This window comes from Natrinema sp. DC36 (assembly GCF_020405225.1).
Classification (GTDB): domain Archaea; phylum Halobacteriota; class Halobacteria; order Halobacteriales; family Natrialbaceae; genus Natrinema.
Window position 1 is genome coordinate 1,469,659 of record NZ_CP084472.1, and the last position, 24,680, is coordinate 1,494,338.

Annotated in this window: 25 protein-coding genes; 13 read left to right on the plus strand and 12 right to left on the minus strand. The window is 64.2% G+C overall.

The genetic code is table 11. The annotated features are described in order from the left end of the window. The first annotated feature begins 13 nt into the window (after window positions 1–13). Window positions 14–700, plus strand: a complete 687-nt coding sequence (locus LDH74_RS07935; protein WP_226041969.1) for a metallophosphoesterase family protein — start codon at window positions 14–16, stop codon at window positions 698–700. 308 nt (window positions 701–1,008) lie between these two features. Here LDH74_RS07935 and ppk1 read toward each other — a convergent pair whose 3' ends face one another. The 6 genes from ppk1 to LDH74_RS07965 form a co-directional block, all read right to left on the minus strand. After that, complete coding sequence (ppk1, locus tag LDH74_RS07940) at window positions 1,009–3,387, minus strand: polyphosphate kinase 1 (RefSeq protein ID WP_226041970.1); 2,379 nt, start codon at window positions 3,385–3,387, stop codon at window positions 1,009–1,011. A gap of 349 nt (window positions 3,388–3,736) precedes the next feature. Continuing rightward, entirely contained in the window at window positions 3,737–4,066 is a 330-nt protein-coding gene (locus LDH74_RS07945) for a transcription factor S (RefSeq protein WP_226041971.1), read from the minus strand. Between the two features lie 140 nt (window positions 4,067–4,206). Next, window positions 4,207–4,785 carry a hypothetical protein gene (locus LDH74_RS07950; RefSeq protein WP_226041972.1) on the minus strand — a complete coding sequence of 193 codons (579 nt, stop codon included), beginning with the start codon at window positions 4,783–4,785 and terminating at the stop codon, window positions 4,207–4,209. Then, window positions 4,782–5,657, minus strand: a complete 876-nt coding sequence (locus tag LDH74_RS07955; protein WP_226041973.1) for a hypothetical protein — start codon at window positions 5,655–5,657, stop codon at window positions 4,782–4,784. The genes LDH74_RS07950 and LDH74_RS07955 overlap by 4 nt, the downstream gene beginning before the upstream one ends. A gap of 67 nt (window positions 5,658–5,724) precedes the next feature. Continuing rightward, complete coding sequence (locus LDH74_RS07960; protein WP_226041974.1) at window positions 5,725–6,561, minus strand: HTR-like protein; 837 nt, start codon at window positions 6,559–6,561, stop codon at window positions 5,725–5,727. A gap of 50 nt (window positions 6,562–6,611) precedes the next feature. After that, on the minus strand, window positions 6,612–7,598 hold the full coding sequence (locus LDH74_RS07965) for a beta-ribofuranosylaminobenzene 5'-phosphate synthase family protein (RefSeq protein ID WP_226042510.1): 987 nt from the start codon (window positions 7,596–7,598) through the stop codon (window positions 6,612–6,614). 146 nt (window positions 7,599–7,744) lie between these two features. Here LDH74_RS07965 and LDH74_RS07970 point away from each other — a divergent pair, with 146 nt between their 5' ends. From LDH74_RS07970 to LDH74_RS07980, 3 genes are all read left to right on the plus strand, one after another. Beyond that, window positions 7,745–8,452, plus strand: a complete 708-nt coding sequence (locus LDH74_RS07970) for a glycosyltransferase (RefSeq protein ID WP_226041975.1) — start codon at window positions 7,745–7,747, stop codon at window positions 8,450–8,452. A gap of 153 nt (window positions 8,453–8,605) precedes the next feature. After that, entirely contained in the window at window positions 8,606–10,333 is a 1,728-nt protein-coding gene (gene ilvD / locus LDH74_RS07975) for a dihydroxy-acid dehydratase (RefSeq protein WP_226041976.1), read from the plus strand. A 127-nt stretch (window positions 10,334–10,460) separates the two neighbouring features. After that, a complete protein-coding gene (locus LDH74_RS07980) occupies window positions 10,461–10,616 on the plus strand; it encodes a hypothetical protein (RefSeq protein WP_226041977.1) in 156 nt (51 codons plus the stop codon). Window positions 10,617–10,694: 78 nt separating this feature from the next. Here LDH74_RS07980 and LDH74_RS07985 read toward each other — a convergent pair whose 3' ends face one another. Together LDH74_RS07985 and LDH74_RS07990 are read right to left on the minus strand one after the other, a co-directional pair. Beyond that, on the minus strand, window positions 10,695–11,126 hold the full coding sequence (locus LDH74_RS07985; RefSeq protein WP_226041978.1) for an FAD synthase: 432 nt from the start codon (window positions 11,124–11,126) through the stop codon (window positions 10,695–10,697). Window positions 11,127–11,226: 100 nt separating this feature from the next. Continuing rightward, window positions 11,227–11,724, minus strand: a complete 498-nt coding sequence (locus LDH74_RS07990; RefSeq protein WP_226041979.1) for a Mov34/MPN/PAD-1 family protein — start codon at window positions 11,722–11,724, stop codon at window positions 11,227–11,229. A gap of 265 nt (window positions 11,725–11,989) precedes the next feature. Here LDH74_RS07990 and LDH74_RS07995 point away from each other — a divergent pair, with 265 nt between their 5' ends. The 3 genes from LDH74_RS07995 to LDH74_RS08005 all read left to right on the plus strand — a co-directional run bounded on the left by LDH74_RS07995 (window position 11,990) and on the right by LDH74_RS08005 (window position 16,227). After that, window positions 11,990–13,894, plus strand: a complete 1,905-nt coding sequence (locus LDH74_RS07995; RefSeq protein ID WP_226041980.1) for an OB-fold nucleic acid binding domain-containing protein — start codon at window positions 11,990–11,992, stop codon at window positions 13,892–13,894. A gap of 828 nt (window positions 13,895–14,722) precedes the next feature. After that, on the plus strand, window positions 14,723–15,520 hold the full coding sequence (locus tag LDH74_RS08000; protein WP_226041981.1) for an aldo/keto reductase: 798 nt from the start codon (window positions 14,723–14,725) through the stop codon (window positions 15,518–15,520). A gap of 239 nt (window positions 15,521–15,759) precedes the next feature. Then, the gene (locus LDH74_RS08005; protein WP_226041982.1) at window positions 15,760–16,227 is read left to right on the plus strand and encodes a hypothetical protein; all 468 of its coding nucleotides are present in this window, start codon (window positions 15,760–15,762) and stop codon (window positions 16,225–16,227) included. 110 nt (window positions 16,228–16,337) lie between these two features. Here LDH74_RS08005 and LDH74_RS26445 read toward each other — a convergent pair whose 3' ends face one another. The 3 genes from LDH74_RS26445 to LDH74_RS08015 form a co-directional block, all read right to left on the minus strand. Then, on the minus strand, window positions 16,338–16,466 hold the full coding sequence (locus LDH74_RS26445; RefSeq protein WP_255680960.1) for a hypothetical protein: 129 nt from the start codon (window positions 16,464–16,466) through the stop codon (window positions 16,338–16,340). Window positions 16,467–16,589: 123 nt separating this feature from the next. Beyond that, on the minus strand, window positions 16,590–16,913 hold the full coding sequence (locus LDH74_RS08010) for a hypothetical protein (RefSeq protein WP_226041983.1): 324 nt from the start codon (window positions 16,911–16,913) through the stop codon (window positions 16,590–16,592). A gap of 84 nt (window positions 16,914–16,997) precedes the next feature. After that, complete coding sequence (locus tag LDH74_RS08015) at window positions 16,998–17,267, minus strand: hypothetical protein (RefSeq protein WP_226041984.1); 270 nt, start codon at window positions 17,265–17,267, stop codon at window positions 16,998–17,000. Between the two features lie 169 nt (window positions 17,268–17,436). On the opposite strand from LDH74_RS08015, the gene LDH74_RS08020 reads away from it, so the two are divergent. The 3 genes from LDH74_RS08020 to LDH74_RS08030 all read left to right on the plus strand — a co-directional run bounded on the left by LDH74_RS08020 (window position 17,437) and on the right by LDH74_RS08030 (window position 20,418). Next, window positions 17,437–18,360, plus strand: a complete 924-nt coding sequence (locus tag LDH74_RS08020; protein WP_226041985.1) for an A/G-specific adenine glycosylase — start codon at window positions 17,437–17,439, stop codon at window positions 18,358–18,360. A 379-nt stretch (window positions 18,361–18,739) separates the two neighbouring features. Continuing rightward, the gene (locus LDH74_RS08025; protein WP_226041986.1) at window positions 18,740–19,438 is read left to right on the plus strand and encodes a helix-turn-helix domain-containing protein; all 699 of its coding nucleotides are present in this window, start codon (window positions 18,740–18,742) and stop codon (window positions 19,436–19,438) included. Between the two features lie 410 nt (window positions 19,439–19,848). Then, window positions 19,849–20,418: a hypothetical protein gene (locus LDH74_RS08030; RefSeq protein ID WP_226041987.1), complete on the plus strand. Its 570-nt coding sequence runs from the start codon at window positions 19,849–19,851 to the stop codon at window positions 20,416–20,418. 69 nt (window positions 20,419–20,487) lie between these two features. On the opposite strand, the gene LDH74_RS08035 is transcribed toward LDH74_RS08030, so the two are convergent. Then, complete coding sequence (locus LDH74_RS08035; protein ID WP_226041988.1) at window positions 20,488–20,937, minus strand: hypothetical protein; 450 nt, start codon at window positions 20,935–20,937, stop codon at window positions 20,488–20,490. A 215-nt stretch (window positions 20,938–21,152) separates the two neighbouring features. On the opposite strand from LDH74_RS08035, the gene LDH74_RS08040 reads away from it, so the two are divergent. From LDH74_RS08040 to LDH74_RS08050, 3 genes are all read left to right on the plus strand, one after another. Next, window positions 21,153–21,884, plus strand: a complete 732-nt coding sequence (locus tag LDH74_RS08040) for a GNAT family N-acetyltransferase (protein WP_226041989.1) — start codon at window positions 21,153–21,155, stop codon at window positions 21,882–21,884. Window positions 21,885–21,963: 79 nt separating this feature from the next. Then, a complete protein-coding gene (locus LDH74_RS08045) occupies window positions 21,964–23,136 on the plus strand; it encodes a hypothetical protein (RefSeq protein WP_226041990.1) in 1,173 nt (390 codons plus the stop codon). A gap of 179 nt (window positions 23,137–23,315) precedes the next feature. Then, window positions 23,316–24,494, plus strand: a complete 1,179-nt coding sequence (locus LDH74_RS08050) for a redox-regulated ATPase YchF (protein ID WP_226041991.1) — start codon at window positions 23,316–23,318, stop codon at window positions 24,492–24,494. Window positions 24,495–24,680 lie beyond the last annotated feature (186 nt).

Sequence of the window (24,680 nt, forward strand, 5' to 3'; positions counted from 1 at the left end):
CAAAACCTAGTGTATGAATACGACCCCCCAGTTCAGCGACGATATCGAAGCACGCCACGAACGGATCGACGTCGATGACTACGGTGAGGTGTACGTCGTCGGTGACGTCCACGGAAGCCGGGCCACTCTCGAGGCGCTCCTCGCTGACCTCGAGCTAACCGACGACGACCTCGTCGTCTTCGTCGGTGATCTCGTGCGAAAGGGACCGGACAGTCCCGGCGTCATCGACCGTGTCCGCGACGACGACCGCCTCGTCAGTGTCCGTGGGAACAACGAGCAAAAAATCGTTCGCGGCGACAAGGACCCCGATTGGCTCCGCGACGGGGACCGTGCATATTTCGAGTCGCTTCCCGTCGCGATCTCCTTCGGAGACGCGCTCGTCGTCCACGGTGGCGTCGATCCCGAGCGAGCGCTCGAGAACCACACCGTCGAAGAGCTATTGACGATGCGTGCACCACACGGTGATGGGTACGACGGTCCGTTCTGGTACGACGAGTACGACGGTCCGTACCGCGTATTCTTCGGTCACACCGTTCACGACTCTCCGGTCGAACGGAAACACGCCGTCGGCCTCGCCACCGGCTGTGTCTACGGCGGAACGCTCACCGCTTACGACTACCGGCGCGACGAATTTGTTACCGTCGACCAGACAACGACCCATCAGGATCGCGACGATTCGAAAATCGTTACTCCGATCTGAAGCGAGACCCGTCGCTCGATTTCGGCGCTCGTCGAGTCCGGCGCTGCAAAGTCCCTCGTGATCGCCGGTGCCCCGAGTGAGTATTGTAGCCACTGAAAGTCAACGCATATCCGATCGCACGACGAGAGCGCGGTTCGGAGCGAACGCAGTGAGCGAGAACCGCGGGGATGCGAACGGTGAGCGTAGCGAGCCGTGAGCGAGAACCGCAGGGATGCGAGCCGTGAGCGAGCACCGCGGACTGTGCGATCGGTGTGTAAACCGTTTCAGTTGGGACTATCGCGAGGAATCGGAAAGGAGTCGAAGACGGTTCACTCGTACTCCGATCGAAGGCGATCACGCGCTCCGTCGCGCGTCTTGAAGTATCTGCGCTCGCCGTCAGTCGTTCGAACTGCCCAGTCGTACGTCCCGCTGTCAGGACGGTACCAGTGCTCGGAATATGAGTCGAACACGGACATATCCCCGCCGTTCGAATAGGTCAGTTCGACGGTATCGGCGTCCGCAGCGCCGTCCGACGCCTCGCACCCGTCGTCCGTGCCGTTCTTCGCAACGTCTTCGACGAGGAGGTCTCCCTCGATGAGATCGGTATCGACCACCATCCCCGGCCCGTAGCCGCGCTCGAGGGCTGCCTCCGTGGCTGCCATCAGTAGCTCCTGGATATCCCGGACGGGCTCGTCACCCGGGACTCGCTCGTAGCTTCCGTCGCGTTGCATCACCCACCGACGACGGGTATCCGTCAGCGATGCCTCCAGGATGAACCGGAGCTGTTCGCGCAGTTGTGTGGCCTCGACGGGCGTGACGGCCTCGACCCGATAGTCGAGGTTCCGCGTCATCCAGTCAGCCGATCCGATGTACCACTCGGGTTTGCCGCCGTTCTCGAAGTAGAAGATTCGAGCGTGTTCGAGAAACCGGCCGACGATCGAATGCACCGTGATGTTCTCGCTCACCCCCTCGATACCGGGGCGGAGTCGGCAGATGTCCCGGACGATCAGATCGATCTCGACCCCGGCCATCGAGGCACGGTACAGCTCCTCGACCATCGACGGGTCTTCGAGCCCATTCACCTTCACGATGATCCGCCCACTGCGACCGGCACGGGCGTGCTCAGCCTCTCGTCTGACCATCTCCGTGAATCGCTCGCGCATCGTCACGGGTGCGATGAGGAGCTTCCGGAAACGGTCGTCGAGCGTCGGCCCCGTAAAGAAGTTGAATACCTTCGTGAGGTCGTGGCCGATATCCCGATCGGCGGTCAACAGTCCCAGATCGGAGTATCCCTTCGCTGTCCCCGAATGATAATTTCCCGTCCCGACGTGTGAGTAGAGTTGAACGCCGTCATCCTCTTGGCGGACGACGAGCGCCGTCTTGGTGTGCGTTTTCAGGCCGACGGTCCCGTAGGCGACGTGGATCCCCTCCTCCTCGAGCTGACGAGTCCACTCGAGGTTGTTCTTCTCGTCGAATCGGGCCTTGAGTTCGACCATCACGGCCACCTGTTTGCCGTTGTCGGCGGCGTCGATGAGGCTCTGAATTACCTTCGAGTCGCTCGCCGTCCGATAGATCGCCGCTTTCACCGCGAGCACGTCAGGGTCGTTCGCCGCCGCGTCGAGGAACCGTTGTACCGTCCCCTCGAAGGAGTGGTAGGGATGGTGTGCGAGGATGTCTCCCTCCCGAATCTCGTCGAATATATCCGTCGCCCCGTCTTTCGTGTCATCGGTCACCGGTCCCAATCGCGGGTGGACGCGGGGCGTCCACGAGGACGGTTTGAGGTCGGGACGCTCGAGCTCGATAAGTTCGAAGAAGTCCTCGAAATCGATCGGCCCCTCCCGATAGAACACTTCCCGCTCGTGCAAGTCGAGTTGCTCTCTCAGGATCGAGACCGACTCGTCGGGCATGTCGGCGTCGACTTCGAGTCGGACGACCGTCGCGAAGCGGCGCTGTTCGAGAACGTCTTCGACCATATCGGTGAGGTCCTCGGCGACTTCTTCGTCGCGCCGTACCTCGGCGTTCCGGGTGACTTTGAACTTCGACACGTCGCGAATGTCGAGATCCGGAAGCAGTAGATCGAGGTTGGCCTCGATGAGATCTTCGATGAGGACGTACTGGTCCGTCCCGCCGGCGACCGCTATCAGTCGGGGCTGATTCGAGGGCACTTTGATACGAGTGAACGTCGGCTCGTCGGTCCCGTTCGACGAAAGCACGGCGAGGGAAAGCGAGAGGTTCGAAATGAACGGGAACGGGTGGGCCGGATCGAAGGCGAGCGGCGTCAGGGTCGGGAGTATCGACTCCTCGAAGTACGTCCGTAACGTCTCGCGCTCGTCCGCCGGTAGCTCGTCGGGGCGACGGATCTCGATGCCCGCATCCGCAAGCGTCGGCTCGAGCGTCGTTTGCCAGTATTCGGACTGCCGGCGAAAGAGAGGGCGTGCGGTATCGAGCACGTCGCGCCACTGTTGTTTCGGCGTCCGACCGTCCGGCGTCGTCTCGGTCACGTCGGCGTCGATCTGTTGTTTGAGCCCGCCGACGCGCTTCATGAAGAACTCGTCGGTGTTCTTCGTGAAGAACGCGAGAAACCGGAGCCGCTCGAGCGGTGGATTTCGGTCGTCCATCCCCTCCCGAAGAACGCGCTCTTGAAACGCGAGCTCCGACAGTTCCCGGTTCAGGTAGTACTCGGGGTCCGTCAGGTCGCTGTCGCTCACAGAATCACCTCACACCGGATCGCTGTGTTCCCCTCGAACCACCGGACCGAACTTCCGTCGGGACGGTGACTACGCGGGTAGACAGTAGCGGCCGGTTGTCGCTTCCCGTTCGAGCAGTCGTCGCCGTTACCTCCGAAAGCGCGACCGGAGTGACGGACCGGAAACCGAAAAAGACCGGCTCGTGACATAATCGATACCGAGCAGGAGAAATACAAGTACTCCGCTAATAGTGCTATTGTTTAGTATATATTCATCATAGTCTGTCGGATCCGACGGATACCGACACGTCGGCCGACGGGGAGTTCGTGGTATCGACCCGACTACGGCTCGTATTCCACGTTCGTCCCGTCTAATTATACTCCCGCCATCGATTCCCGCATTCCGTACACTTGAAAAAGCGCGTCGGCGGCTCGTCGGCCGAGGCGGTCTGCTTGAGCGTGTACCACGCTTCCTCGGCACCGCACTCGTCGCAGATGACGTCAGTCGCTTTCGGTTTCCCCTCGAAGTTGGCCTCTTCGCTGGATTCGATCACGTCGCCGTCGGTCTGTGATTCCGTCGTGACGAATGCGTCTTCCTGCTCGCGGTCCCGTTCGCTCGAGGCCCCGCAGTCGTCGTTCGTACAGACCATGCGGTCGTCGCGGGCTTTCATCATCGAACCGCAATCGTCGCAAAACTGCATATCAGTCGGCTACGAACTCGGCACGCAAAAAGACACCACTTCGCTCGATCCGCGTCGTCATACGGTTTGCTGTAACGATTTACCGGCGCGACCGCGATCCGGCCTGCGGTCGCGCCGGAAATGACTTACAGCAGACCGTATCAGTGCCGGTTCTCGAGCGCTTCGTCCTCGAGGACGAACGGACAGTCCGCGACCCGGAACGTCCCCATCGTCGTGACGGCGAGGATAGCAGTTCCGTCGCGAGTGCAGTCGACGTCGGGCGGCTCGGTGAAGTGCTCGCACCCCTGGCAGTACGAGCGTTTCTCGACCTCCCGTATTTCCCGGTCAGCCAGCCGGAGCGCACCGCCCGACTCGGCCGAGTCGGACGGCTCGCCCGTCCCGCTCGACACCTCCGCACGATCGGCCTCGAGTCGCTCCCAGAGGCGGTCGCCGTCGATATCGGCGGCGTCGTGTCGATCGAACAGGTCGTCGAAATCGGGCGTACTCGAGCGCTCGCGGTCGTCGTCGGAGACCGTCGCGGCGAGATCCTCGAGCGGATCCGATCGGCCGTTCGCGTCCTCGCCGTCGTCGTCCGACTGGTCGCCCTCTTCGCCGGCATCGACCGTTCGAGACCCGTCGTCATCGGCGTCGATCGTCGGCTCTCCGTTCTCGTCGTGGGTAAATTCCGTTCCGGTCGCGTCGTCGCCGTCTCCCTCGTCACGACTCGCGTCGTCGGTCATCGATCGGTCGCTCCGGAGTCGGTCTCGGTCATATCGGTCCCGTCTCCGTCGTCACGGTTCCTCATTTCGGATTCCGCCTCCGACTCGAGCGCCTCGAAGACTGCGTCAGTCGTCGAGTCCACCAGCCCCTCGCTACGGCCCTCGAGCGCCGGCGGCTCATCGGTCTCGAGCCGGTGGGAGCCGAAGATCGACGAGCGTTTCACGACGTCCGAAAACAGGCATTTACAGTGCGGACACGCGGGGGCGGTCAATAGCGCGAGGTCGACGCTCGAGCCACAGTCGGCGCAGGTCGCCGTTCGAACTCCCAGCTGGTTCGCCGTACGCTGGAGTCGCTCGGTCGCCGCTCGCTGCCGCCGTTCGTCCGCGATCGCATCCCGCTGCTCCCGAAGTTCGATCACCGCCCGCGCGAGCAGCGTCGATCTGTCCTCGAGTTCGTCGGCGTCTTCGAAGAGCCCCTCGAGAATCGCCTCGTAGTTATCGAACCCGCGATCGACGGTTTCCTCGAGCGCGGCGAGATCCTCGCGAATCGCCGCGAGATCGTCAGCAGTCGCGGCGGTGGGGTGATCGTGATCGATCGGTGCCTTTCCGTCGGCCTCCCGTTTGACCTGAATCACGCGGGAGCGGACGTCCTCGAGGAGGTCCGTGAACTCCTCGCGCTGGGTCTCGAGTCGGCTCCGGACGGCCGACAGCTCGTCGGGGTCGGCCACCTCCAAGTTGTCATCCGTCGCGGCGGTGTGCGCTGCGGTCAGCAGCCGGCGACAGACCTCGTCTCGGCTCTCGTCGCGTCGAGCCGCCTCAGTGGTTAGCCAGTCGTCGACGTCGGGGGGCAGCGGAAACGAGAAACCGCCCTCGTCGTGGTCCTGGCTCGACATCTGCTCGTAGTAGGGCCATCAGTCGGATAAGCGTTGGTTCGAACTCAGTTGCTGAGCCGGTCGACCGCTACCGAATCTTCCTGACGTTGCTGATATCGAACCCGCCGTCGTGGATCTCGGTCTCGAACCGGACGATGTCCTCGTCCTCGAGCCGGGAGAGCACGCCGCGGAACTGCTCGACGACGAGCGTGCGAGCCCGCTCCGAGCCGCCGCTCTCCCACTCGAACAGCAGCGTGCCGTCGGTGGCCTCCTTGATTCGGCCGAGCTCCGTGGGCTCGAGGAGGTCCGAGTTGATGAGCAACAGAATCACGCCGCCCCAGCGGTGTGACGCCCGTTTGAGTCCCTTCAGTAGGACGGTCAGGTCCGACAGCCCGAATCGGTCGTCGGCCACCGCGACCAGGTCGGTCAGCGAGTCGATCACGACGAGGTTTCCCGTCGCGTGCTCGGTCAGGTACTCGCCCAGCGCCTCGAGGACGTCGGTTCGCTCGTTGTGCGACCCGAGTTCGGTGATGTCGGCCATCCCCTCGGCGTACCAGGCGGTCGGTACCGGCGTCAGCTGGAAGTACTCCTCGGCGAGTTCGACGAACGAGACGTCGTCCGTCCCCGCCCGGACGAGTTCGTCGTCCATGACGAACTCCATCTCGCTGACGATGGCGCTTCGCTCGTCCGTAAACGAGACGTAGTGAACGGCCTCGGGGACCGTCGTCTCCGGCTCGAGGTCGCCGTAGTAGAGGTCGAACAGTTCGGGATCGGCGTCGACGAGCCCGTTCATCGCGGCGCTCGTGTAACAGAACTCCCGCGCCCCGGCACCGGATTCGCCGGCCAGGAGGACGACGCTCCCGGTCGGCGCACCGCCGCCGATCGTTCGGTCGAGCCGTGAGATTCCGAGCGGCATCCGCTCCATACCTGTCCGTTCTGACCGAGGGGCTTACGTATTGTGGGCCATCCTCCCGCCTACCGGTCGTCGTCGTCCACTCGAACTCGAGCCCCACCCTCCGCCGGCTCCGCGAGGATAACCCGGCCTTCGAGCCCGCGATCGGCGAGCGCGTCCTCGGCCGCGGCTTCGGCCTCGTCGGCGTGTCCGGTATCGGTCACGCCGTAGACGACCGGTCCCCACGACGACTGGCCGACGCCGGAGAGGACCTGACACTCCTCGAGGGCTTCGACGAGTTCGCCCGCGGGTGGCCGGAAGACGCCGCCCTGCGCGTCGGCGTACCAGGCACCGTTTTTCCGGCCGATTTCGGCGACGGCCTCGCCGAACGGCTCGAGTCGACCCGCGGCCGCGGCCGGCAGCAATTTGCGGGTGACGACGCCGGCGATCTCGTCGGCGATAGCGGGATCGGCCCGCTCGACGACCGCGCGCATGCTCGCGTCCTCGTCGTCGCCGCTGCGGCCGGGATCCGCGTCGGGGACGACGACGAGAAACCGCCAGTTCGCGGGCAGGTCGTGGCGGGCGACGACCGGCGGCACCGTCCAGTCGCCTTCCGCCGGCGGCTCGGTCGTAAAGCGGTTCGTCGGGTGGCCGGCGTCGACGGCGAACCCGCCGCGCTCGAAAGTCGCGACGCCGACGCCGCTGCGACCACCCCGGCCCATCGCCGGCGCGCGGGTCCGAACTCGAGGCTCGAGGCCGTGGGCCCGCGCGGTCGCCGCGAGCACGGCCAGTGCGATCTGGGTCCCGCTGCCGAGGCCGACGTGGCGCGGCAGGGACTCCTCGGCGTCGACCGCGACGCCGGGGACATCGAGAACGTCGGCGGCGCGGCTCGCGTACGTCCGGACGAGCGAATCGTCGGCCCGGACGGTCGGGGCCGGCTCGGCCGTGACGGTGACTCGAGGGGTCGCGAGCCCGACGCCGATGCCGCCGTAGAGCCGCTCGCGAGCGAGCGAGAGGTTCTGAAAGCCGACGTGGAGTCGCGCACCCGCGCTGACGGTCGCGGTCGCCATGATGATATCCATCGCTACGAAAGCCCCCGGGAAGGGGGTTTCGACGGTGGCAACGACTGGGACCGTCGCGACAGTGTCACCGCTGCCCACGCGATCGGGTCGACGGGGCACAGCGGTTATGTCGTTGCCGCCGACAGTCACCGACGATGCGGACAGTCGACGCCTCGGTCGTCGTCCCCGCCCGCGACGAAGGGGAGCGGCTCGAGCGAACCCTGGACTCGCTCGCCGCCCAACGGTTCGACGGCGATCTCGAGGTGATAACCGTCGCGAGCGGTGCGGAGACGCTTCGGGTCGCTCGAGCCCATTCGGTCGTCGATCGGGTGCTCGCCGACGACCGCAGGGAGGGGCCCGGGGCGGCCAGAAATCGAGGTGCAGCCGTCGCTGGTGGCGATATCCTCCTGTTCACCGATGCCGATACGGTCGTCCCGCCGTCGTGGGTTCGCCGCCACTACCGACACTACGCCACCCCCATTGTCGTCGGCGTCGGCGGACCGCTCCGGCCGCTCGAGGCCGGACTCCGACACCGAGCGTGCTTTCGACTCCTCTCGGACTGGTGGTATCGCGCGTGTTGGCCGGTCGGCTTCGTCCAGCAGCCCGGCTGTAACTGTAGCGTTCGGCGGACGACGTTCGGGTCGGTCGGCGGCTTCGACGACTCCCTGGAATTTCTCGAGGACACGGACCTCTCGCTGCGATTGCGCCGCGAGGGGACCGTCGCGTACGACCACACCTGTCCCGTCGACACGTCGACTCGCCGGCAGGGGCGAGTCGGCTACGCGCGGCTCTGCTGGACGTATCTCGTCGGCTACCTGAAGTACGTGGTACCCGGCCAGTCGCCGACGCGGGAGTACTTCTGACCTCGGGCGAGGGGGAACGCTGCCGCGCGGCGTGGACTCCATCTCGGGTCGACTATCGGCGTTCGTCGGCGAATATGTTCGCACGGCGCGGGCTCGGACGAACGATTGACCGAGAAAGGACGACTTATACGGGTTCCGAGTCAAGGGACGGGCATGAGCAGCGACGATCGGTTCGACTACGGGAAAGACGAGCAGTTGCGGAGTCGGGAAGTGACGGAGGGACCGGACAAGGCCCCACACCGCGCGATGTTCCGGGCCATGGGGTTCGACGACGAGGACTTCGGCGCGCCGATGATCGGCGTCCCGAATCCGGCGGCCGACATCACGCCGTGTAACGTCCACCTGGACGACGTCGCCGGTGCGGCGCTCGAGGGCGTCGACGAGGCCGGCGGGATGCCCATCGAGTTCGGGACGATCACCATCTCCGACGCCATCTCGATGGGGACCGAGGGGATGAAGGCATCCCTGATCTCCCGGGAACTCATCGCCGACTCCGTCGAACTCGTCTCCTTCGGCGAGCGCATGGACGGGCTGGTCACCATCGGCGGCTGTGACAAGAACATGCCCGGAATGATGATGGCCTCGATCCGGACGGATCTGCCCTCCGTCTTCCTGTACGGCGGCTCTATCATGCCCGGCGAGCACGAGGGCCGAGAGATCACCGTCCAGAACCTCTTCGAGGGCGTCGGTGCCGTGGCGGACGGCGAGATGGAAAGCGAGGAACTCGACGAGATGGAGCGCAACGCCTGTCCCGGCGCCGGCTCCTGTGGCGGGATGTTCACCGCCAACACGATGGCCTCAATCTCCGAGGCGATCGGGTTCGCGCCGCTGGGTAGTGCCGGTCCGCTCGCCGAGGACGACGCGCGCTACGAGGTCGCCCGCGAGGCCGGCGAACTCGCCGTCGAAGTCGTCGACGCACAGCGCAAACCCTCCGACTTCCTCAGCAAGGAGTCGTTCGAAAACGCTATCGCGCTGCAGGTCGCCATCGGCGGCTCGACCAACGCCGTCCTCCACCTGCTGGCGATGGCCGCCGAAGCCGGCGTCGACCTCTCCATCGAGGAATTCGACGAGGTTAGCCGGCGGACACCGAAGATCGCAAACCTACAGCCCGGCGGCACGCGGGTCATGCAGGACCTCCACGAGGTCGGCGGCATCCCGGTCGTCCTGAACGCTCTCTACGAGGCGGACCTGCTCCACGGCGACGCGCTGACGGTCACGGGGAACACGATCGGCGAGGAACTCGAGCGGATCGACCCGCCGGCGATCGAGGACCTCGACGCCGACTTCCTCTACACCGTCGACGAGCCGAAGAACGAGCAGGGTGCCATTCGGATCCTGACGGGGAACCTCGCGCCCGGCGGCTCGGTCCTCAAGGTCACCGGCGACGACGAACTCCACCACGAGGGACCGGTCCGCGTCTTCGAGGACGAGGAAAACGCCATGGCGTACGTCCAGGAGGGACGCGTCGAGAGCGGCGACGTGATCGTCATCCGCAACGAGGGGCCACAGGGCGGGCCCGGCATGCGCGAGATGCTGGGCGTCACGAGCGCGGTCGCCGGTCAGGGCCACGCCGAAGACGTCGCGCTCATCACCGACGGTCGCTTCTCCGGCGCGACGCGCGGATTCTCGATCGGCCACGTCGCCCCCGAAGCGTTCGCCGGCGGCCCCATCGGTCTCATCGAGGACGGCGACGTGATCACCATCGACATCGCGGATCGCACCCTCGCGGTCGACGTCAGCGACGAGGAACTCGAGGCGCGCCGCGAGGAGTGGGAGCAGCCCGAACCCAACTACGAGACCGGCGTCCTGGCGAAGTTCGGCCGTGACTTCGGGTCGGCCGCCAACGGTGCCGTGACCAACCCCGGCGTCAAAGAGGACTGATCGGGGGACGTGCCCGGCCGGCCGCATCGGCTCACCCGCCCGGGTGACGGGTTCGCGACACCACTCCCTTCGCTTTCCTGCACGAGTCTTTCCCGCCTTTGTGATCGATTACCAGCTAGACCGACTAATGAGTAAGTACTGTCTCGAGTGCGACTGGCAGATCAGCACCGCCGACGGCTACACGGAAGCGGAGGTCTCGGAAAAGGCGATCGAACACTTCGTGGAGACGGGACACACGGTCGATTCGCTCCGTCTCCCGCCGCCGATCATCCTCGAAAACTGAACGGGATCGGCGCACAGGCGGCGACTCGAGACGGCCGTCCCCGTTCGATCGGACGACCGATTCCGCTCGAGCGACCGCTTACGTGCGTCGTTCGAGAATCCGATCGATGATCAGCCGAGTCGAGAGCAGTTGCTCGTCGTCGTTCGGTTCCAGCGCACTCGCCCGGCGGACCGAACAGTCGATCCCGCGGCGCTCGAGTTCGGCCGCGATGGCCTCGTCGTCGTGGTGCTGGTCGTGGCCGAGCGCGATCACGTCGGGATCGATCTCCTCGATCGGGACGAAGATGTCCTCCTCGTGGCCGAGTATCGCTTCGTCGACGGCCTCGAGCGCACCGACGACGTCACGCCGTTGCGTCGCGGGGCAGATCGGCGCCTCCTTGTGATCGACGTTCGTCTTGCGGGCGACGATGACGTACAGCTCGTCGCCCATCTCGGCGGCCGCCTCGAGATAGTGGACGTGGCCGGGATGGAGGATGTCGAACGTTCCCTGGGCGATGACCGTCCGCGTCATCGGTCCAGCGCCCCCCGTTCGGCGGCGGACGCCTTCCGTGTCGATCCCGTCGTAATCGGTGCGGTAGTCACTGATTGCATCGTCTCGAGTATAGCGAGTCTCATCGTCGAAGTTCCTCGTCGATATCCGCCTGCGTGAAATCGAAGAAGTCCTCGGTCTCGGGGAGGTCGACGTCGATCACCGTGAGCTGCGTCGGCTTGCCCTGTGAGTCGAACGCCTTCCAGTCCGTTCGGCGGTAGGGCGCCCCGATGATGACGTGGACGCTCCCGCGACCGAACGTGTCCAGATCCGCGTTGCTCGGGCTGATCACGCCGTTCGGGTGGGAGTGGATGCTCCCCAGCGCCTTCACGTCATTGGGGATCTGGCTCGTCTTGACGGTCGCACTGACGCTGTTGGACTCGGTGCCGGGCACCACGAGGATATCCGTGATGACCAGGCCTTCCCGGTCCAGATCCAGACGCTCGGCCTCGGTCCCCCGGAGAAACCCCATATACTCGTTCGGGTGGGACGCCTCCGAGGACTCGAGGGCGAACTCGAGGGTCTCCTCGGCGATACCGAGAATCTCGCTCGAGCGGAACAGCGCGTCGAACAGCCCCATACACCCACCTGCGGCCTTGCGGTTGCTAAACGTTCCGATGCACCGGTTCGCCTCGAGCCTCCAGTACACCCCCATTCGCCGGCCGAAATCGCATCTATCGGAATGCGGCCGTCGATCTCGGCTCGCATGACGACCGCACCGCCCTCGTTCTCACAGATCGCTGCACTCCCCACGTCGTCGGAGCCGTCGCGCTCGGTTACCGACTCGAGTCGACATCCCTTCTTGACAAGGGTTATACGCGACCACCCCCAAACTGCGACTCAAGATGACGCGTGACTCCGCCGGGGAACCCGGCGCAGACGACGGGGATTCCGTCGTTTACGATCTCGCTCCCGATTGTACCGCCGAAGACGTTGAGACCGGCCGCTCCTATCTCGCCGAGATCAACGGTATCGTCGACTACGGCGTCTTCGTCGATCTCTCTGACTCAGTCTCCGGACTCGTCCACGAATCGGTTCTCGAGGGCACCTACGGCGTCGGCGATGAACTCGTCGTTACCCTCGAAAGCGTCCGCGAGAACGGTGACCTCGCCTTCGAGCCGGCCGACATCGACGACTACGCTCTCGAGACGGTCTCTCACGACTACTCCCTGACCGGAACCGACCGTCTCGAGGCGACCGTGGGCGAACAGATCCACCTCGAGGGCGTGGTGACGCAGGTCAAACAGACCGGCGGACCGACGATTTTCCACGTCGCCGACGAGAACGGCGTCGTTCCCTGCGCCGCCTTCGAGGAGGCCGGCGTCCGCGCCTATCCCACCATCGAAGTCGGCGACGTCGTCCGCGTAACGGGAACGCCGGAACACCGCGACGGCTCGGTCCAGATCGAGGTCGACGGCCTCTCGAAACTCGAGGGCGAGGACGCCGCCGAGGCTCGCGACCGCCTCGAGGTCGCCCTCGAAACCCGCGCCGAACCCCACGACGTCGAACCGCTGATCGACTGGCCGGCGTTCGAGAAACTCCGGCCCGACCTCGAGGAAGTCGCCCGGCTGCTCCGCCGGACGGTGCTCGAGGGGCGTCCGATCCGCGTGCGCCACCACGCCGACGGCGACGGGATGTGCGCCGCCGTCCCCGTCCAGATCGCGCTCCAGCGGTTCATCGCCGAGGTTCACGAGGACGAGAACGCGCCGCGCCACCTCATCAAGCGCCTCCCCGCGAAGGCTCCCTTCTACGAGATGGAAGACGCCACGCGGGACCTGAACTTCGCGCTCGAGGACCGCGAGAAACACGGCCAGCAACTGCCGCTTCTCCTCATGCTGGACAACGGCTCGACGGCCGAGGACGTCCCGGCCTACGAGACGCTTGCCCACTACGACATCCCGATCGTCACGGTCGACCACCACCACCCCGATCCGGACGCGGTCGAGGACCTGCTCGACGCCCACGTCAATCCGTACCTCCACGACGAGGACTATCGGATCACGACGGGAATGCTCTGCGTCGAACTCGCGCGGATGATCTACCCGGACCTGGGCGACGAACTCCGCCACGTCCCCGCCGTCGCCGGCCTCTCCGACCGATCGAAGGCCGACGCGATGGACGACTACATCGAGCTTGCCGGCGAGGAAGGCTACGACGAGGACCGCCTCCAGGACGTCAGCGAGGCACTCGACTACGCCGCCTTCTGGCTGCGCTACAACTCCGGCGACCAGCTGATCCAGAACCTGCTACAGGTCGACAGCGACGACGAACAGCGTCACCGCGACCTCGTCGATTTCTTCGCCGACCGCGGCCGCGAGGAAGTCGACGAACAACTCGACGCCGCGATGCCCCATCTCGAGCACGAAACGCTCGCGAACGGAGCCCACCTCTACCGGATCGACGTCGAGAACTACGCCCACCGCTTTACCTACCCTGCACCGGGGAAGACCACGGGCGAGATCCACGACCGCAAGATCGAGGAGACCGGCGACCCGGTCATTACGGTCGGCTACGGCCCGGACTTCGCCGTCCTGCGCTCCGATGGGGTTCGACTGGACATTCCGAACATGGTCTCCGAACTCGAGGCCGAAATCGCGGGCGGCGGCGTCTCCGGCGGCGGCCACCTCGTCGTCGGCTCGATCAAGTTCGTCACCGGGAAGCGCGAGGAAGTGATCGACGCTCTGGTCGAGAAGATGGCCGAGGCCGACATCGACGAAGCGCTCTCGAGTGCGGCCCCGATCGACGACTGACGAATCGCGATAGCAAGCGCCTGTATTCGGTCCAGTATAACTCGCGATAAGCACAGGCGGAGACGTGTACACTCACCGCGAGCGAACCGAGTGAGCGAGCGGGCCGACGACCGACCCGTAGGGGAGGGTGGAGTGTTTTTAATCAACATTTTGCTCTGCGCTCCCTCGCTAGCGCTCGGTCGCTCGGCAAAATGTTGGCATGTCTCCTGAACAGCTAGTTCGCTCGCAATTATGTCTGAAAAAGTAGATGTCAATAGAGTCTCTCGAGATAGTCCAGTAGCTATTGGCGGTCCGCTCCATGTGAGGTTTATGTAGGCGCCGGTAGCAGAAATTCTGAAACTCGCCCTCACGCGATTCGACACTTTCCGCTAATTGGCATGTATACCGGCGTTTCAGGCCTAACGTTGAAGGATACGTCGATGATAGCAATGCAGAATGCTCCGACAAGAGACGAGGACTAACAACCGACGGGGGAACGAACGAGGCCGAAGCGCCAGCCAGCTGCGGAAGGGCTTACCTCTCGCAGCTGCGTTCATCGCGGGCTATCTGCTCCGGCGGCGACTCGACAATGCCGGGGAAGCTGAGAAGTCGGACATCGATCACGGCGGACTGGCCGAAATCGTGTCGCAGGTACGCCAAAGGAAAGCGTTTATTCGCAGTGAAGTAGCTGCTACTACGGTGCCAATCGACGGAATAGTGTCCACGGAAAGCACCCCGGACGAGTCAGAGGCAGACTCTTCCCAGGCCATAAATCCAGCTGATGTTGGGATCGCCGACATTGAGCAGGCAATTACTTCCCTTTCCGCGCCGACAGCTCGTGGAATGCCGATGCTCGGCGTCGGTACCCACTACCACGCGTCGTACGACGAGTGCCGCGAGAACGTCCGACAGGCGCTTCGGACGGGCTACCGCCACATCGACACGACCGTCCGGCGCGAAGCCTATCACAACGAGTCCGCCGTCGGCGACGCCGTCGCCGCGGCCGAGGTCGACCGCGAGGACCTCTTCGTGGCAACGAAAGTCGACCCCGCCGACCTGGACGCCAGGCGCATCCGGATCAGCGTCGAGGAGAGTCTCGACCGACTCGGAATGGAGTACGTCGACATACTGTACCCCCGCTGGCCGACCGAGGAGTACGAGGCCGCCGAGACGCTGGCGGCCTTCGGGACCCTCCACGAAGAGGGACTCGTCGAACGGATCGGCGTGAGTAACTTCACCGTCGACCTCCTCGAGGAAGCCCTCGAGGTGTCCGAAAAACCGATCTTCGCCAACCAAGTCGAGATGCATCCCCTGTTCCCGCAGGAGGAACTCCAGGCGTTCTGTGCTCGAGACGACATCGACGTGGAGCTCGTCGCGTACTCGCCGCTCGCCCGCGGCGCCATCGAGGACGTAGACGAGATCCGAGAAGTGGCTGCCAAGCACGGGGCGAGCCCCGAACAGGTCAGTCTCGCGTGGCTCCGCGAGAAGGGGGTAAGCGCCGTTCCGAGGGCTACGAGCACGGCGCACCTCCGGGAGAACTGGCTCAGTCTCGGCGTGGACCTCGACGACGAAGACGTGGCGACACTGGACGCCATCGAGGAGCGCCGACGCATCGTCGATCCCGCCGATGCGCCGTGGAACCGCTGACGCGCGAAACAGCACTCGATATCCAGTGTCGCTCGGAGGAGACACGATGTCTACCGCGATCACGCACCGCCGTCGTGCGATCGGCTGTGGATCGCCTCTCGATAGCGCCGACATTCGGCAGGATTCCGTCGGATGTCGGTTGGCGTGAACGGACTGTCTCTCTTCTGGAAGCGTTCCCCTGCCCGCAAACGCCGGTAGAACTGTTTTTGACAGCGAGGTTCTAGGTACATCCGGACATAATGAAACGCTCACTTCTCAGCGGCTCGCTCGGGTCCTCGGAGACCGACATAGACGAACAGGTTCAGGAGGCGGTGGTCGATACGATCAGGGAATCGAACGACAAGACCGTCGAGATCAAGCCGGCGAACGAGTCGAGCGGTCGAAAGATGCTCCCGCTACTGGTGCTCATCGGCGGCGCGTTCGCGGCCGGCTACTGGCTCCGTAAGTCGCAGAAAGCGACACAGAAGCTCCAGAGCGTGGCGAGTGAGACCGCTGACCGGACCAAGCAGATGACCGAACAGGCCGCCGATACGATTCAAGAGGGCGGCGAGACGATGGCCGATCGCGTCGAGGAGGGGTCGCAGAAAGCCGGCGAGCAGGTCCAGCAGACGGGCGAGAGCGCGGCCGAAAAAACCGAACAGGCCGGCGAGAAGGCGGCCGAGAAAGCGGACGAGAGCGGCTCGGCCGGCAGTTCGTCAAGCAGTTAGGATGACGGCGGGGACGCATCGCTTGAATTCATATTTTTCATCGAGAGCCGATAGAACGTGAAAAGCGGGCGCTCGATCGTCGATTCGACTGCGACACTATGACAGCCAGATCAGTCGGCACCGTGGCGCGGCATGTAGCCGCAGTCGTTACAGACAAGCGATTCGTACCGGGCCGCGAGCGTTCCTGAACAATCGGGGCACTGATAGTCAGTTTCGAGCGAACGTTGGGTTACTGCCATACTCGAGGCGAAGATCTGGACGAATATAAGCTCGCCTATTATGACGGTAGAACAATGCAGTGGTACTAGAACACGTACTAGGATCGCTGGTGGGTCCGTACCTAGTGAGACGGCCGTGGACCGTCAGAACTGATAGCGGCGCTCGTCGTCCATCGAGGGATACTGATCCGCACCCGTCATCTCCTCGAACGTCATGCCCGAGAGGTACTCGTCGTAGGTCACGTCGTAGGCCGACCGCAGCTGGAAGTCGAGTTTACCGGTGTCGACGGTCGACTGAAAGAGCATGTGGATCGCCCGGCGGACCAGTTCGTCCGTCTCTTCGGGCTCTAAGGCGGTCTCGAGCAGTGCGAGTTCGTTGCGCGTTTCGCGATCGAGCGAGACGGTGAGGTCGTCGCCGATATCCGTATAGGAGTCCGTGACTTCGTCGGTGAGGTCGTCGAGGCTCATACGGGAGGGGACTCGAGCGCGTCGGATAGACCTTTCGTGGTCGCTTCGACTCGGAAACTGGCACTCCGAATCCGCTCCGTTCACTCAGCGGACGGCTCCGCAGTGGTCACAGGCGTCAGCGTCGGCATCGATTCGCGCACCGCAATCGACGCAGTTCGTCCGCTCGAGATGGGCGCCATCGTCGTACCCGGGAGCGGCACGCAGAGAGACCGCGATCCCGATCACGATGAGCGACCCACCGACGATCACCCATCCGGCGGGGCCGATCGCCAGAAAGAACAGGACGACGAACGGAACGACGATCACTGCGAACCCGACACCGATCAGTGTGGGGCCGAGCGACTCCGAATTCATGATTGCGAACTATCGTCTCTCCGGAGAAAAATATGCGGGTAATTTCGGCTTTGCCTCTCGTCGATACTCCATCGCTTCCCGCGACCGTCGACTGTGACTGGTTGTGGATCCGTCGAGAGCGTCGGTGAATTGCGACACTGACTTACAGCCAACAGTATAACCCCCGTCGATGACAGCAGAGGCCCAGGAGTGGGCGTTGCCCGACGATCCAGCGGCCGTTCGCGAGGCGCTGATCGGGTGGTACGAGGACGACTACCGCGACTTCCCGTGGCGGCGGACCGACGATCCCTACGAAATCCTCGTCAGCGAGGTGATGAGTCAGCAGACCCAACTGGGCCGCGTCGTCGAGGCCTGGGAGGAGTTCCTCGAGCGCTGGCCGACGACCGCCGAGTTGGTGGACGCCGATCGCGCCGAAGTCGTGGGCTTCTGGACGGACCACAGTCTCGGGTACAACAACCGGGCGAAGTACCTGCACGAGGCTGCCGGTCAGATTCAAGAAGAGTACGACGGCGACTTTCCCGAGACTCCCGAGGAACTGCAGGAACTGATGGGCGTCGGTCCGTACACCGCCAATGCGGTCGCGAGCTTCGCGTTCAATACCGGCGACGCGGTCGTCGACACGAACGTCAAACGCGTCCTCTATCGGGCCTTCGACGTCCCGGACGACGACGCGGCCTTCGAGGAGGCCGCGAGCGAACTCATGCCCGACGGCAAGTCTCGAGTCTGGAACAACGCGATCATGGAACTCGGCGGCGTCGCTTGCGAGCAGACACCCCGCTGTGACGAGGCGGGCTGTCCGTGGCGCGAGTGGTGTGGGGCCTACGCGAGCGGCGACTTCACCGCTCCGGACGTCCCCACCCAGCCGAGTTTCGAGGGGAGCCGCCGGCAGTTCCGCGGCCGCGTGATCGCCACTCTCCGAGAGTACGACGAACTCGAGGTGGATACCCTCGGTCACCGCATCCGCGTCGACTACACCCCCGACGGCGAGTACGGACGGGAGTGGCTCGAGGGGATAGTAACCGATCTCGAGTCGGACGGACTGGTCGAGTTCGATCGCGACGGTGGCACTCCTATCGCACGGCTTCGGCGGTAGAGCGCGCCTCACGTGGAGAATAATGCCGGACAGCCTGCATTCCCTGTCGGCCAGCGTTTCCCGTTGGCCGGGTGAAACGACGGTGCTATGATACTTGTAGCTATCCGGGAATTACAGGAACTGAGAATCCTCTCGGAATCCGCCTCGATCCCGTTGGACCGTTTCATCGGTCCGAAAATTCGGCACCGAGGCGGTAGTCCTCGTCTCGTGAATCGGGCGTGACGGTTGTGAAATCGACTGATTACACGCGCATTCCCCGCAACAACAACTAATTAGTTGGCTAGAGAGTCCGACAGAATTGACAGTCATCGGAAATGGGTGGCGGGAAAGGCTACCGGAAACCAAACCCGTCTATACGTCTTCGTGGTGGACTTCGGTGATGACCACAGTCGTCGAACTCGAGATTCCGGCTGCGCGACTCGGCTTCGCCCGGACGTTCGATCGAGTGTCGACGTTCGAGTTTCAGGTCGGCGGGATGATCGGTGGCTCGTCGCCGCTCGTCTGGACGAACGGCCCGGACCGCGAGACGGTCAAGCAGGCGCTCGAGGCGGATCCGTCGGTCGAAGTGATCGCGAGCATCGCCGACGACGCTGATGAGTCCTCGGCGGACGACGGAGTGACGGCCCGTCAGAACGATCGCTGGTTGTTCCGACTCGAATTCGGAGACGGCGTGAAACTGCTCGAACAGATCGTCACCGAGACCGACGGCGCGATCCTGACGGCTCGAGGAGCGAACGGGCGTTGGATGCTGAAGTTGCTGTTCGACGATCGGGAGTCGGTGTCGGCGTGTCACGAGTTGTTCGAGCAATACGAGTACCAGGCCGCCGTCACCCGAATCAGCGGTATCGACGATCTCGCGAGCGCGCAAACACCCCTGACCGAAACGCAGTACGAGACGATCTGCAAGGCGCACGAACTCGGCTACTTCGACGTCCCGAGGGGGGTGACGCTCAAGGAGTTGGCCGCGGAACTCGACGTCTCACACCAGGCGCTCTCCGAACGGCTCCGGCGGAGTCACGCCGCCCTCGTCAGCGCTGAACTGTCCGAGCGAACTGCACCGATGGAGATCGATCCCTGATCGGTTCGCCCGTTGCTCGAGTACACGACTGCGGTGAATTCATCGCCCCACATTGATACTATTGTCTTTCTATCCAAATACCGGGGATATTTCTCATAATCTTCTTTTCCCGACCCGGATATCGGCGTATTTGTCCCAATAGATAGCTTTAATATTGGACAGTGAAACAATAGGGTGTCGGCGTGATGCCGACCGGCCGAAACACCGAGAAGCGCTGTGACGCCGGTAAACCACCCGTGCTCAATCAAGACGCGCGGTCATTCGTGGCTGTGTGACCGCGCTGGTACCGGATCCGTGACGGGTCGTCTCACGACCCACACACCGTTTTCATCGCCGAACGACTGATCCTGCAGGTCAATGAGTGCGTAGTTTTATCTGTCGAACGATAATACTGTCAGTCGTGAATTCGAGTGATCGAACGCAGCCAGGCGGATGCCGTCGGTGAATCACCGCACGTATCTGACACCATCGACAGTCCGGCTGATCTGTCACTCGACGATATTTACCACCTCTTGCAGACGAAGCGCCGTCGGGACGTGCTCCGGTACCTCCACCACGAGGGCGGACGGGTCCGGTTACGAGACCTCGCCGAACAGGTCGCCGCCTGGGAGCAAGAGACAGCCATCGAGAACCTGAGTTCCAGCGAGCGACAGCGGGTCTATATTTCGCTGTATCAATCTCACTTGCCGAAACTCGACAATCACGGGATCGTCACGTACGACAAAGACCGCGGTTGGGTTGAGCCGACGCCACTCGTGGCACGGCTGTATCCCTATCTCGAGCCCCCGCATCGGACCCCGTCATCCGAACGGTGGCCGCGACGGTACGCGGCGACAATCGCCCTCTGTGGGCTACTTCTCGGGACCATCGCGGCGGGGATCGTTCCGGTTTCCGGACTCGTCGGTGCGGGACTCGTTCTCGTCGCGTTCGCCACCGTGACGGGTATACACGCGTGGTCGACCGGCGCGTTCCGTCGATAGCGTTTCGGCAGGTACGTTCCGACGATACCGCTCCGGTGTTCTCCGAACGCGATGGTCGAGCGACGACCGTCAATCGGCGCGGGACGGCGCGATCGCGTTCGTTTCGCGGGACCGCTCGAGGAGCCGGTGGACGTGGAACGCGACCGAAAAGTCCTGCGGGCTGGGCAGCGCGCAGGCGAGCCAGCCGATGGCCGCGGCGGCGACGATCGGCGTGTCGCTCGTCACGTAGCCGGCAGCGGCCAGTCCGAAGGCCGGGATCGCGAGGAGGGCGGGTGCGAGTGCGGCGAGGCGCAGTGCCCAGGGCGATTCGTTCCCGGTCGGCCGAGGATGGACAGCGGCCCACGGACGAGTCGTTACCAGCGCGACGATCCCGTCGGGACGGCCGGGGAAATAGGAGACGGAGTACTCGACGCGAGCGAGTCGAAGAACCGTCGCGTGTGCCCACTCGTGGGCCACCAGTCCGATCGCGACCGCGAGGGCGAGCGCACAGCCAGCAACCACCACGTTTGTGCCGATCATAGGATGCGTGAGATGCATACCATGGCTGGTGCCCCCGTAGCGGAGGCGTCTCACGCGTCCGAGTCGAGGCGCTACCGGTGGAAGGCCGTCCGGCTGTACCAGTTGCCGTCTTAAGGGTCGACCCGCCCTCAGACTAACTTGTCGTCCGGCGGTGGACCGTACGGTCGAAACCCGTTCGGCCAACAATTAAGTATCGCCCCGTGGTAACTAATCCCATGAAGTCGACAGAAACGCTCGAGTTCGGCCACGCGGACCGCAAAGAGATATACGAGTACGTCGAGCGCCGCGGAGCGGTCGAGCCCGAAGAGACTCGAGATCAGCTGGGCCTCGATCCCGGCGGCTTCCGCCACCACGTCGCGATCCTCAAGCGAGACGGCCGAATCGACGAGGAAGACGGCACGCTCAGAGTCACGATCGACGCGGGCGCGGAAGAGGAGTACGTCTCCGAAGCGCTCGAGTTTCACATCCGGCCGGCGCGCCAGGAGGACCTGACGGGGATCGTCGGTGCGATCCGGCAGGTCGCCGAGGAGAAAACGTACATCGAAGCGGAGAGCGTCGCCGACGAGATCGACCACGAGAGCGCGCTGCTCCGACACAACGAACTCCAGTCCCGGATGTTCTTCGTCGCCACGGTCGACCAGGATGTCGTCGGCTGGGTCCACCTTCACGCCCCGGAGTTAGAGAAGTTGAGCCACACCGCCGAACTCACCGTCGGCGTTCTCGAGGAGTACCGCGATCACGGCATCGGTTCGCATCTCCTTTCGCGCGGTCTCGAGTGGGCCGGCTCCAACGGCTACGAACGGGTCTACCAGAGCGTGCCGTCGACCAACGAGGAGGCGATCGCGTTCCTCGAGATGCACGACTGGGAGACCGAAGCGGTCCGCGAGGATCACTACAAACTCAACGGCCACTACGTCGACGAGGTGATGATGGCCGTCGATCTGTAGCCACGGTCGCGTTCGATTCGGAAAACGTGTCGTTTTCTAACCAATCCATTTTATATAACCATCTCTGGAACGGAGAGGTATGCGTTTTGCCACCCCCGCACAATGCGAGTGGGAGGGATGGGGGGAATCGACCGCCGTAATCGTCGCGATGGGGCTCGCGCTCGCGGTCGCCGGAATCGTTCAGACGCTCGAGACGCCGGTCTCGCAGCCGGTCGTCGCGTTCGAACTGTTCGTCTCGCTGCTCGTGCCGACCGGACTGGCCACCGGCGGCTACTGGCTGGCCAGTCGGAACGTCTCGCCGGACGTCCGCTGGCGAGCCGCGACCAGGGTCTCGATCGGGATCGTCGTCGCGTGCGCGCTCGGCGTCTGGCTGATCGGCTACGTCACGCTCGAGGGCGGAGCGATCCGGGATCCGCTGTCGCTGGTGACGGTCCTCGCTGCGGTCGGCGGTGCGACCGGCTTCGCCAGTGCCATCCAAGAACCGCTGCCAGACGAGTCCAGTTCGATGTGTGACTGTGCGGTCGACGGAGACACGGAGTCGGCACCGTCGCCAACCGCGGCCGCCGCCGATACGAAATCGACCGCCGAAGAATCGACAGCGGCCACTACCGAAACGACGGCACCGACAGACGAGCGGATTTCGGACGCGGTGGAATCTACTGACGAGACAGCGACTTCTAGTGCGTCGACAGCCACCGATGCGTCGACAGCCGCCACTGCGTCGGCCGCCACCACTGCACCGTCAGCCAGCACTGCGTCGACAATAGCGGAGACGCCGTCACGTGCTGGCGTCTCCCCGGACGCCGACACCGCCGCTGGTCCCGGCGATCCGACACATTTTGTCGATTCGAGCGGGGACCAAACGTCCGAAGAGTCCGACGCACCGCCACTGCCAGCGCGGGATCCGGGCGTCGATACCGTGGCAGCCGTCCCGTCGACGGCGGAAACGGTCCTCGACGTACTCCAGAACGAGCGCGCTCGAGTCGCACTTGCCGTGCTCTATCACGAATGGAACGGCGAGACCCGGTCGGTCGACGACCTCGCTCGCGCGGTCGCTTCGCACACGGACGATTCCGTCGACGCCGTCGCAGCCGTGCTCCGACACGCTACCCTCCCGGAACTGGCGGCGATCCGAGCGATCGACTGGGACCCCCACACGGATCTCGTCTCGGAATCCGACCACGCCGTCTTCGAAGAGGGGGTTCGCGAGGCGTCGATCCTCCTCGAGGCGTTCGAACCGGGAACGAGATAGCCGGGACCGCCCGCTATTCGGGTGGCGATGCGGGACGCCGGAACTGGGATCCGGAAATCCAGCCCCCGCGGGGAACGCCGGTCACCGCGGTGCCCGAAGCGGAGACGGCCGACTCGTTCCCACCCGTCCGTAGTGACGGAATCGAAAGGTAGTTTTCCCGGACCCTGCTACGCTGAGCCATGCTTTCGATCGCGCTTGCCGGAAAGCCCAACGCCGGCAAGTCCACGTTCTACACAGCGGCGACGATGGCGGAGGTCGACGTCGCCAACTATCCGTTCACCACGATCGACGCCAACCGCGGGGTGAGCTACGTCCGGACCGACTGTCCCTGCCTCGAGCGCGACGAGCGCTGTACCGCCGACAACTGCGAGGACGGCAAGCGCTACGTCCCGATCGAACTCCTGGACGTGGCGGGGCTCGTCCCGGGCGCGCACGAGGGGAAGGGGCTGGGCAACCAGTTCCTCGACGAACTCACGAACGCGGACGTGATCGTCAACGTCGTCGACGCCTCCGGCGGGACCAACGAAAAGGGCGAGCCCGTCGACATCGGCGACCACGATCCGCTCGAGGACATCGATTTCGTCGAGGAGGAGATGGACCTCTGGCTGGCCGGCATCATCGAGAACAACTGGGAGTCCGTCGAGCGCAAGTCCCGCTCGCCCGATTTCGACATCGACGACGTGCTGGCGGACATGCTCTCGGGCTTCGGCGCGTCGCCAAAACAGATCGCCATCGTCCTCCGCGATCTGGACTACCCCGACGACCCGATCCAGTGGGAGGACGAGCACCGCGAGGCGCTCGCGCGCGACGTCCGCCAGCGGACCAAACCGATCGTCGTCGCGGCGAACAAGATCGACGTCGCACCCGAGGAGAACGTCGAACGGTTGCTCGAGCTTGACAAACCGGTGATCCCCACCACCGCGGAGGGCGAACTCGCGCTCCGCCGGGCCGCCGACAACGGACTGATCGAGTACGATCCCGGCGACGAGACGATCGCGATCGGCGACGACGTCAACGACGCCCAGCGCGAGGCGCTCGAGGGGCTCGCGGATACCATGGCCGAGTGGGACGGCACCGGCGTTCAGGCGGCGCTCGATTACGCGGTCTACGACCTGCTCGAGCACCTCACCGCCTACCCGGTCGAGGACGCCGCGAAGTGGTCCGACGGCAGCGGCAACGTCCTGCCGGACGCCTTCCTCCTGCCCGACGGATCGACGCCGGTCGATCTGGCGTACACCGTTCACTCCGACATCGGCGACGGCTACCTGCACGCGGTGAACGCGAAGTCGAATCGAGAGATCAGCGAGGAGTACGAACTCGAGGAGGGCGACGTGATCAAGATCGTGAGCACCAACTGAAAACCGTATTTGTCGAACTATCTCCTCTCTGTAATACACTCGAGCGATTGCTATCGGACCCATAGCGGCGCTGCACTCATTGACAACACGTGGATTCAGTTGCGCTACCCGATATCGGAGCAGGAATCGCAGTCGAAAACCGATAGCCTGCCGGCAGGAGTCTCACGACGGCTGTCGGGTAGAGAT

Coding starts and splice junctions, on each gene's coding strand:
- LDH74_RS07935 (WP_226041969.1), top strand. CDS start 14: ATGAATACGACCCCCCAGTTCAGCGACGATATCGAAGCACGCCACGAA.
- LDH74_RS07945 (WP_226041971.1), bottom strand. CDS start 4,066: ATGCAGTTTTGCGACGATTGCGGTTCGATGATGAAAGCCCGCGACGAC.
- LDH74_RS07950 (WP_226041972.1), bottom strand. CDS start 4,785: ATGACCGACGACGCGAGTCGTGACGAGGGAGACGGCGACGACGCGACC.
- LDH74_RS07955 (WP_226041973.1), bottom strand. CDS start 5,657: ATGTCGAGCCAGGACCACGACGAGGGCGGTTTCTCGTTTCCGCTGCCC.
- LDH74_RS07960 (WP_226041974.1), bottom strand. CDS start 6,561: ATGGAGCGGATGCCGCTCGGAATCTCACGGCTCGACCGAACGATCGGC.
- LDH74_RS07965 (WP_226042510.1), bottom strand. CDS start 7,598: ATGGCGACCGCGACCGTCAGCGCGGGTGCGCGACTCCACGTCGGCTTT.
- LDH74_RS07970 (WP_226041975.1), top strand. CDS start 7,745: ATGCGGACAGTCGACGCCTCGGTCGTCGTCCCCGCCCGCGACGAAGGG.
- ilvD (WP_226041976.1), top strand. CDS start 8,606: ATGAGCAGCGACGATCGGTTCGACTACGGGAAAGACGAGCAGTTGCGG.
- LDH74_RS07980 (WP_226041977.1), top strand. CDS start 10,461: ATGAGTAAGTACTGTCTCGAGTGCGACTGGCAGATCAGCACCGCCGAC.
- LDH74_RS07985 (WP_226041978.1), bottom strand. CDS start 11,126: ATGACGCGGACGGTCATCGCCCAGGGAACGTTCGACATCCTCCATCCC.
- LDH74_RS07990 (WP_226041979.1), bottom strand. CDS start 11,724: ATGGGGCTGTTCGACGCGCTGTTCCGCTCGAGCGAGATTCTCGGTATC.
- LDH74_RS07995 (WP_226041980.1), top strand. CDS start 11,990: ATGACGCGTGACTCCGCCGGGGAACCCGGCGCAGACGACGGGGATTCC.
- LDH74_RS08000 (WP_226041981.1), top strand. CDS start 14,723: ATGCTCGGCGTCGGTACCCACTACCACGCGTCGTACGACGAGTGCCGC.
- LDH74_RS08005 (WP_226041982.1), top strand. CDS start 15,760: ATGAAACGCTCACTTCTCAGCGGCTCGCTCGGGTCCTCGGAGACCGAC.
- LDH74_RS26445 (WP_255680960.1), bottom strand. CDS start 16,466: ATGGCAGTAACCCAACGTTCGCTCGAAACTGACTATCAGTGCCCCGAT.
- LDH74_RS08010 (WP_226041983.1), bottom strand. CDS start 16,913: ATGAGCCTCGACGACCTCACCGACGAAGTCACGGACTCCTATACGGAT.
- LDH74_RS08015 (WP_226041984.1), bottom strand. CDS start 17,267: ATGAATTCGGAGTCGCTCGGCCCCACACTGATCGGTGTCGGGTTCGCA.
- LDH74_RS08020 (WP_226041985.1), top strand. CDS start 17,437: ATGACAGCAGAGGCCCAGGAGTGGGCGTTGCCCGACGATCCAGCGGCC.
- LDH74_RS08025 (WP_226041986.1), top strand. CDS start 18,740: ATGACCACAGTCGTCGAACTCGAGATTCCGGCTGCGCGACTCGGCTTC.
- LDH74_RS08035 (WP_226041988.1), bottom strand. CDS start 20,937: ATGATCGGCACAAACGTGGTGGTTGCTGGCTGTGCGCTCGCCCTCGCG.
- LDH74_RS08040 (WP_226041989.1), top strand. CDS start 21,153: ATGAAGTCGACAGAAACGCTCGAGTTCGGCCACGCGGACCGCAAAGAG.
- LDH74_RS08045 (WP_226041990.1), top strand. CDS start 21,964: ATGCGTTTTGCCACCCCCGCACAATGCGAGTGGGAGGGATGGGGGGAA.
- LDH74_RS08050 (WP_226041991.1), top strand. CDS start 23,316: ATGCTTTCGATCGCGCTTGCCGGAAAGCCCAACGCCGGCAAGTCCACG.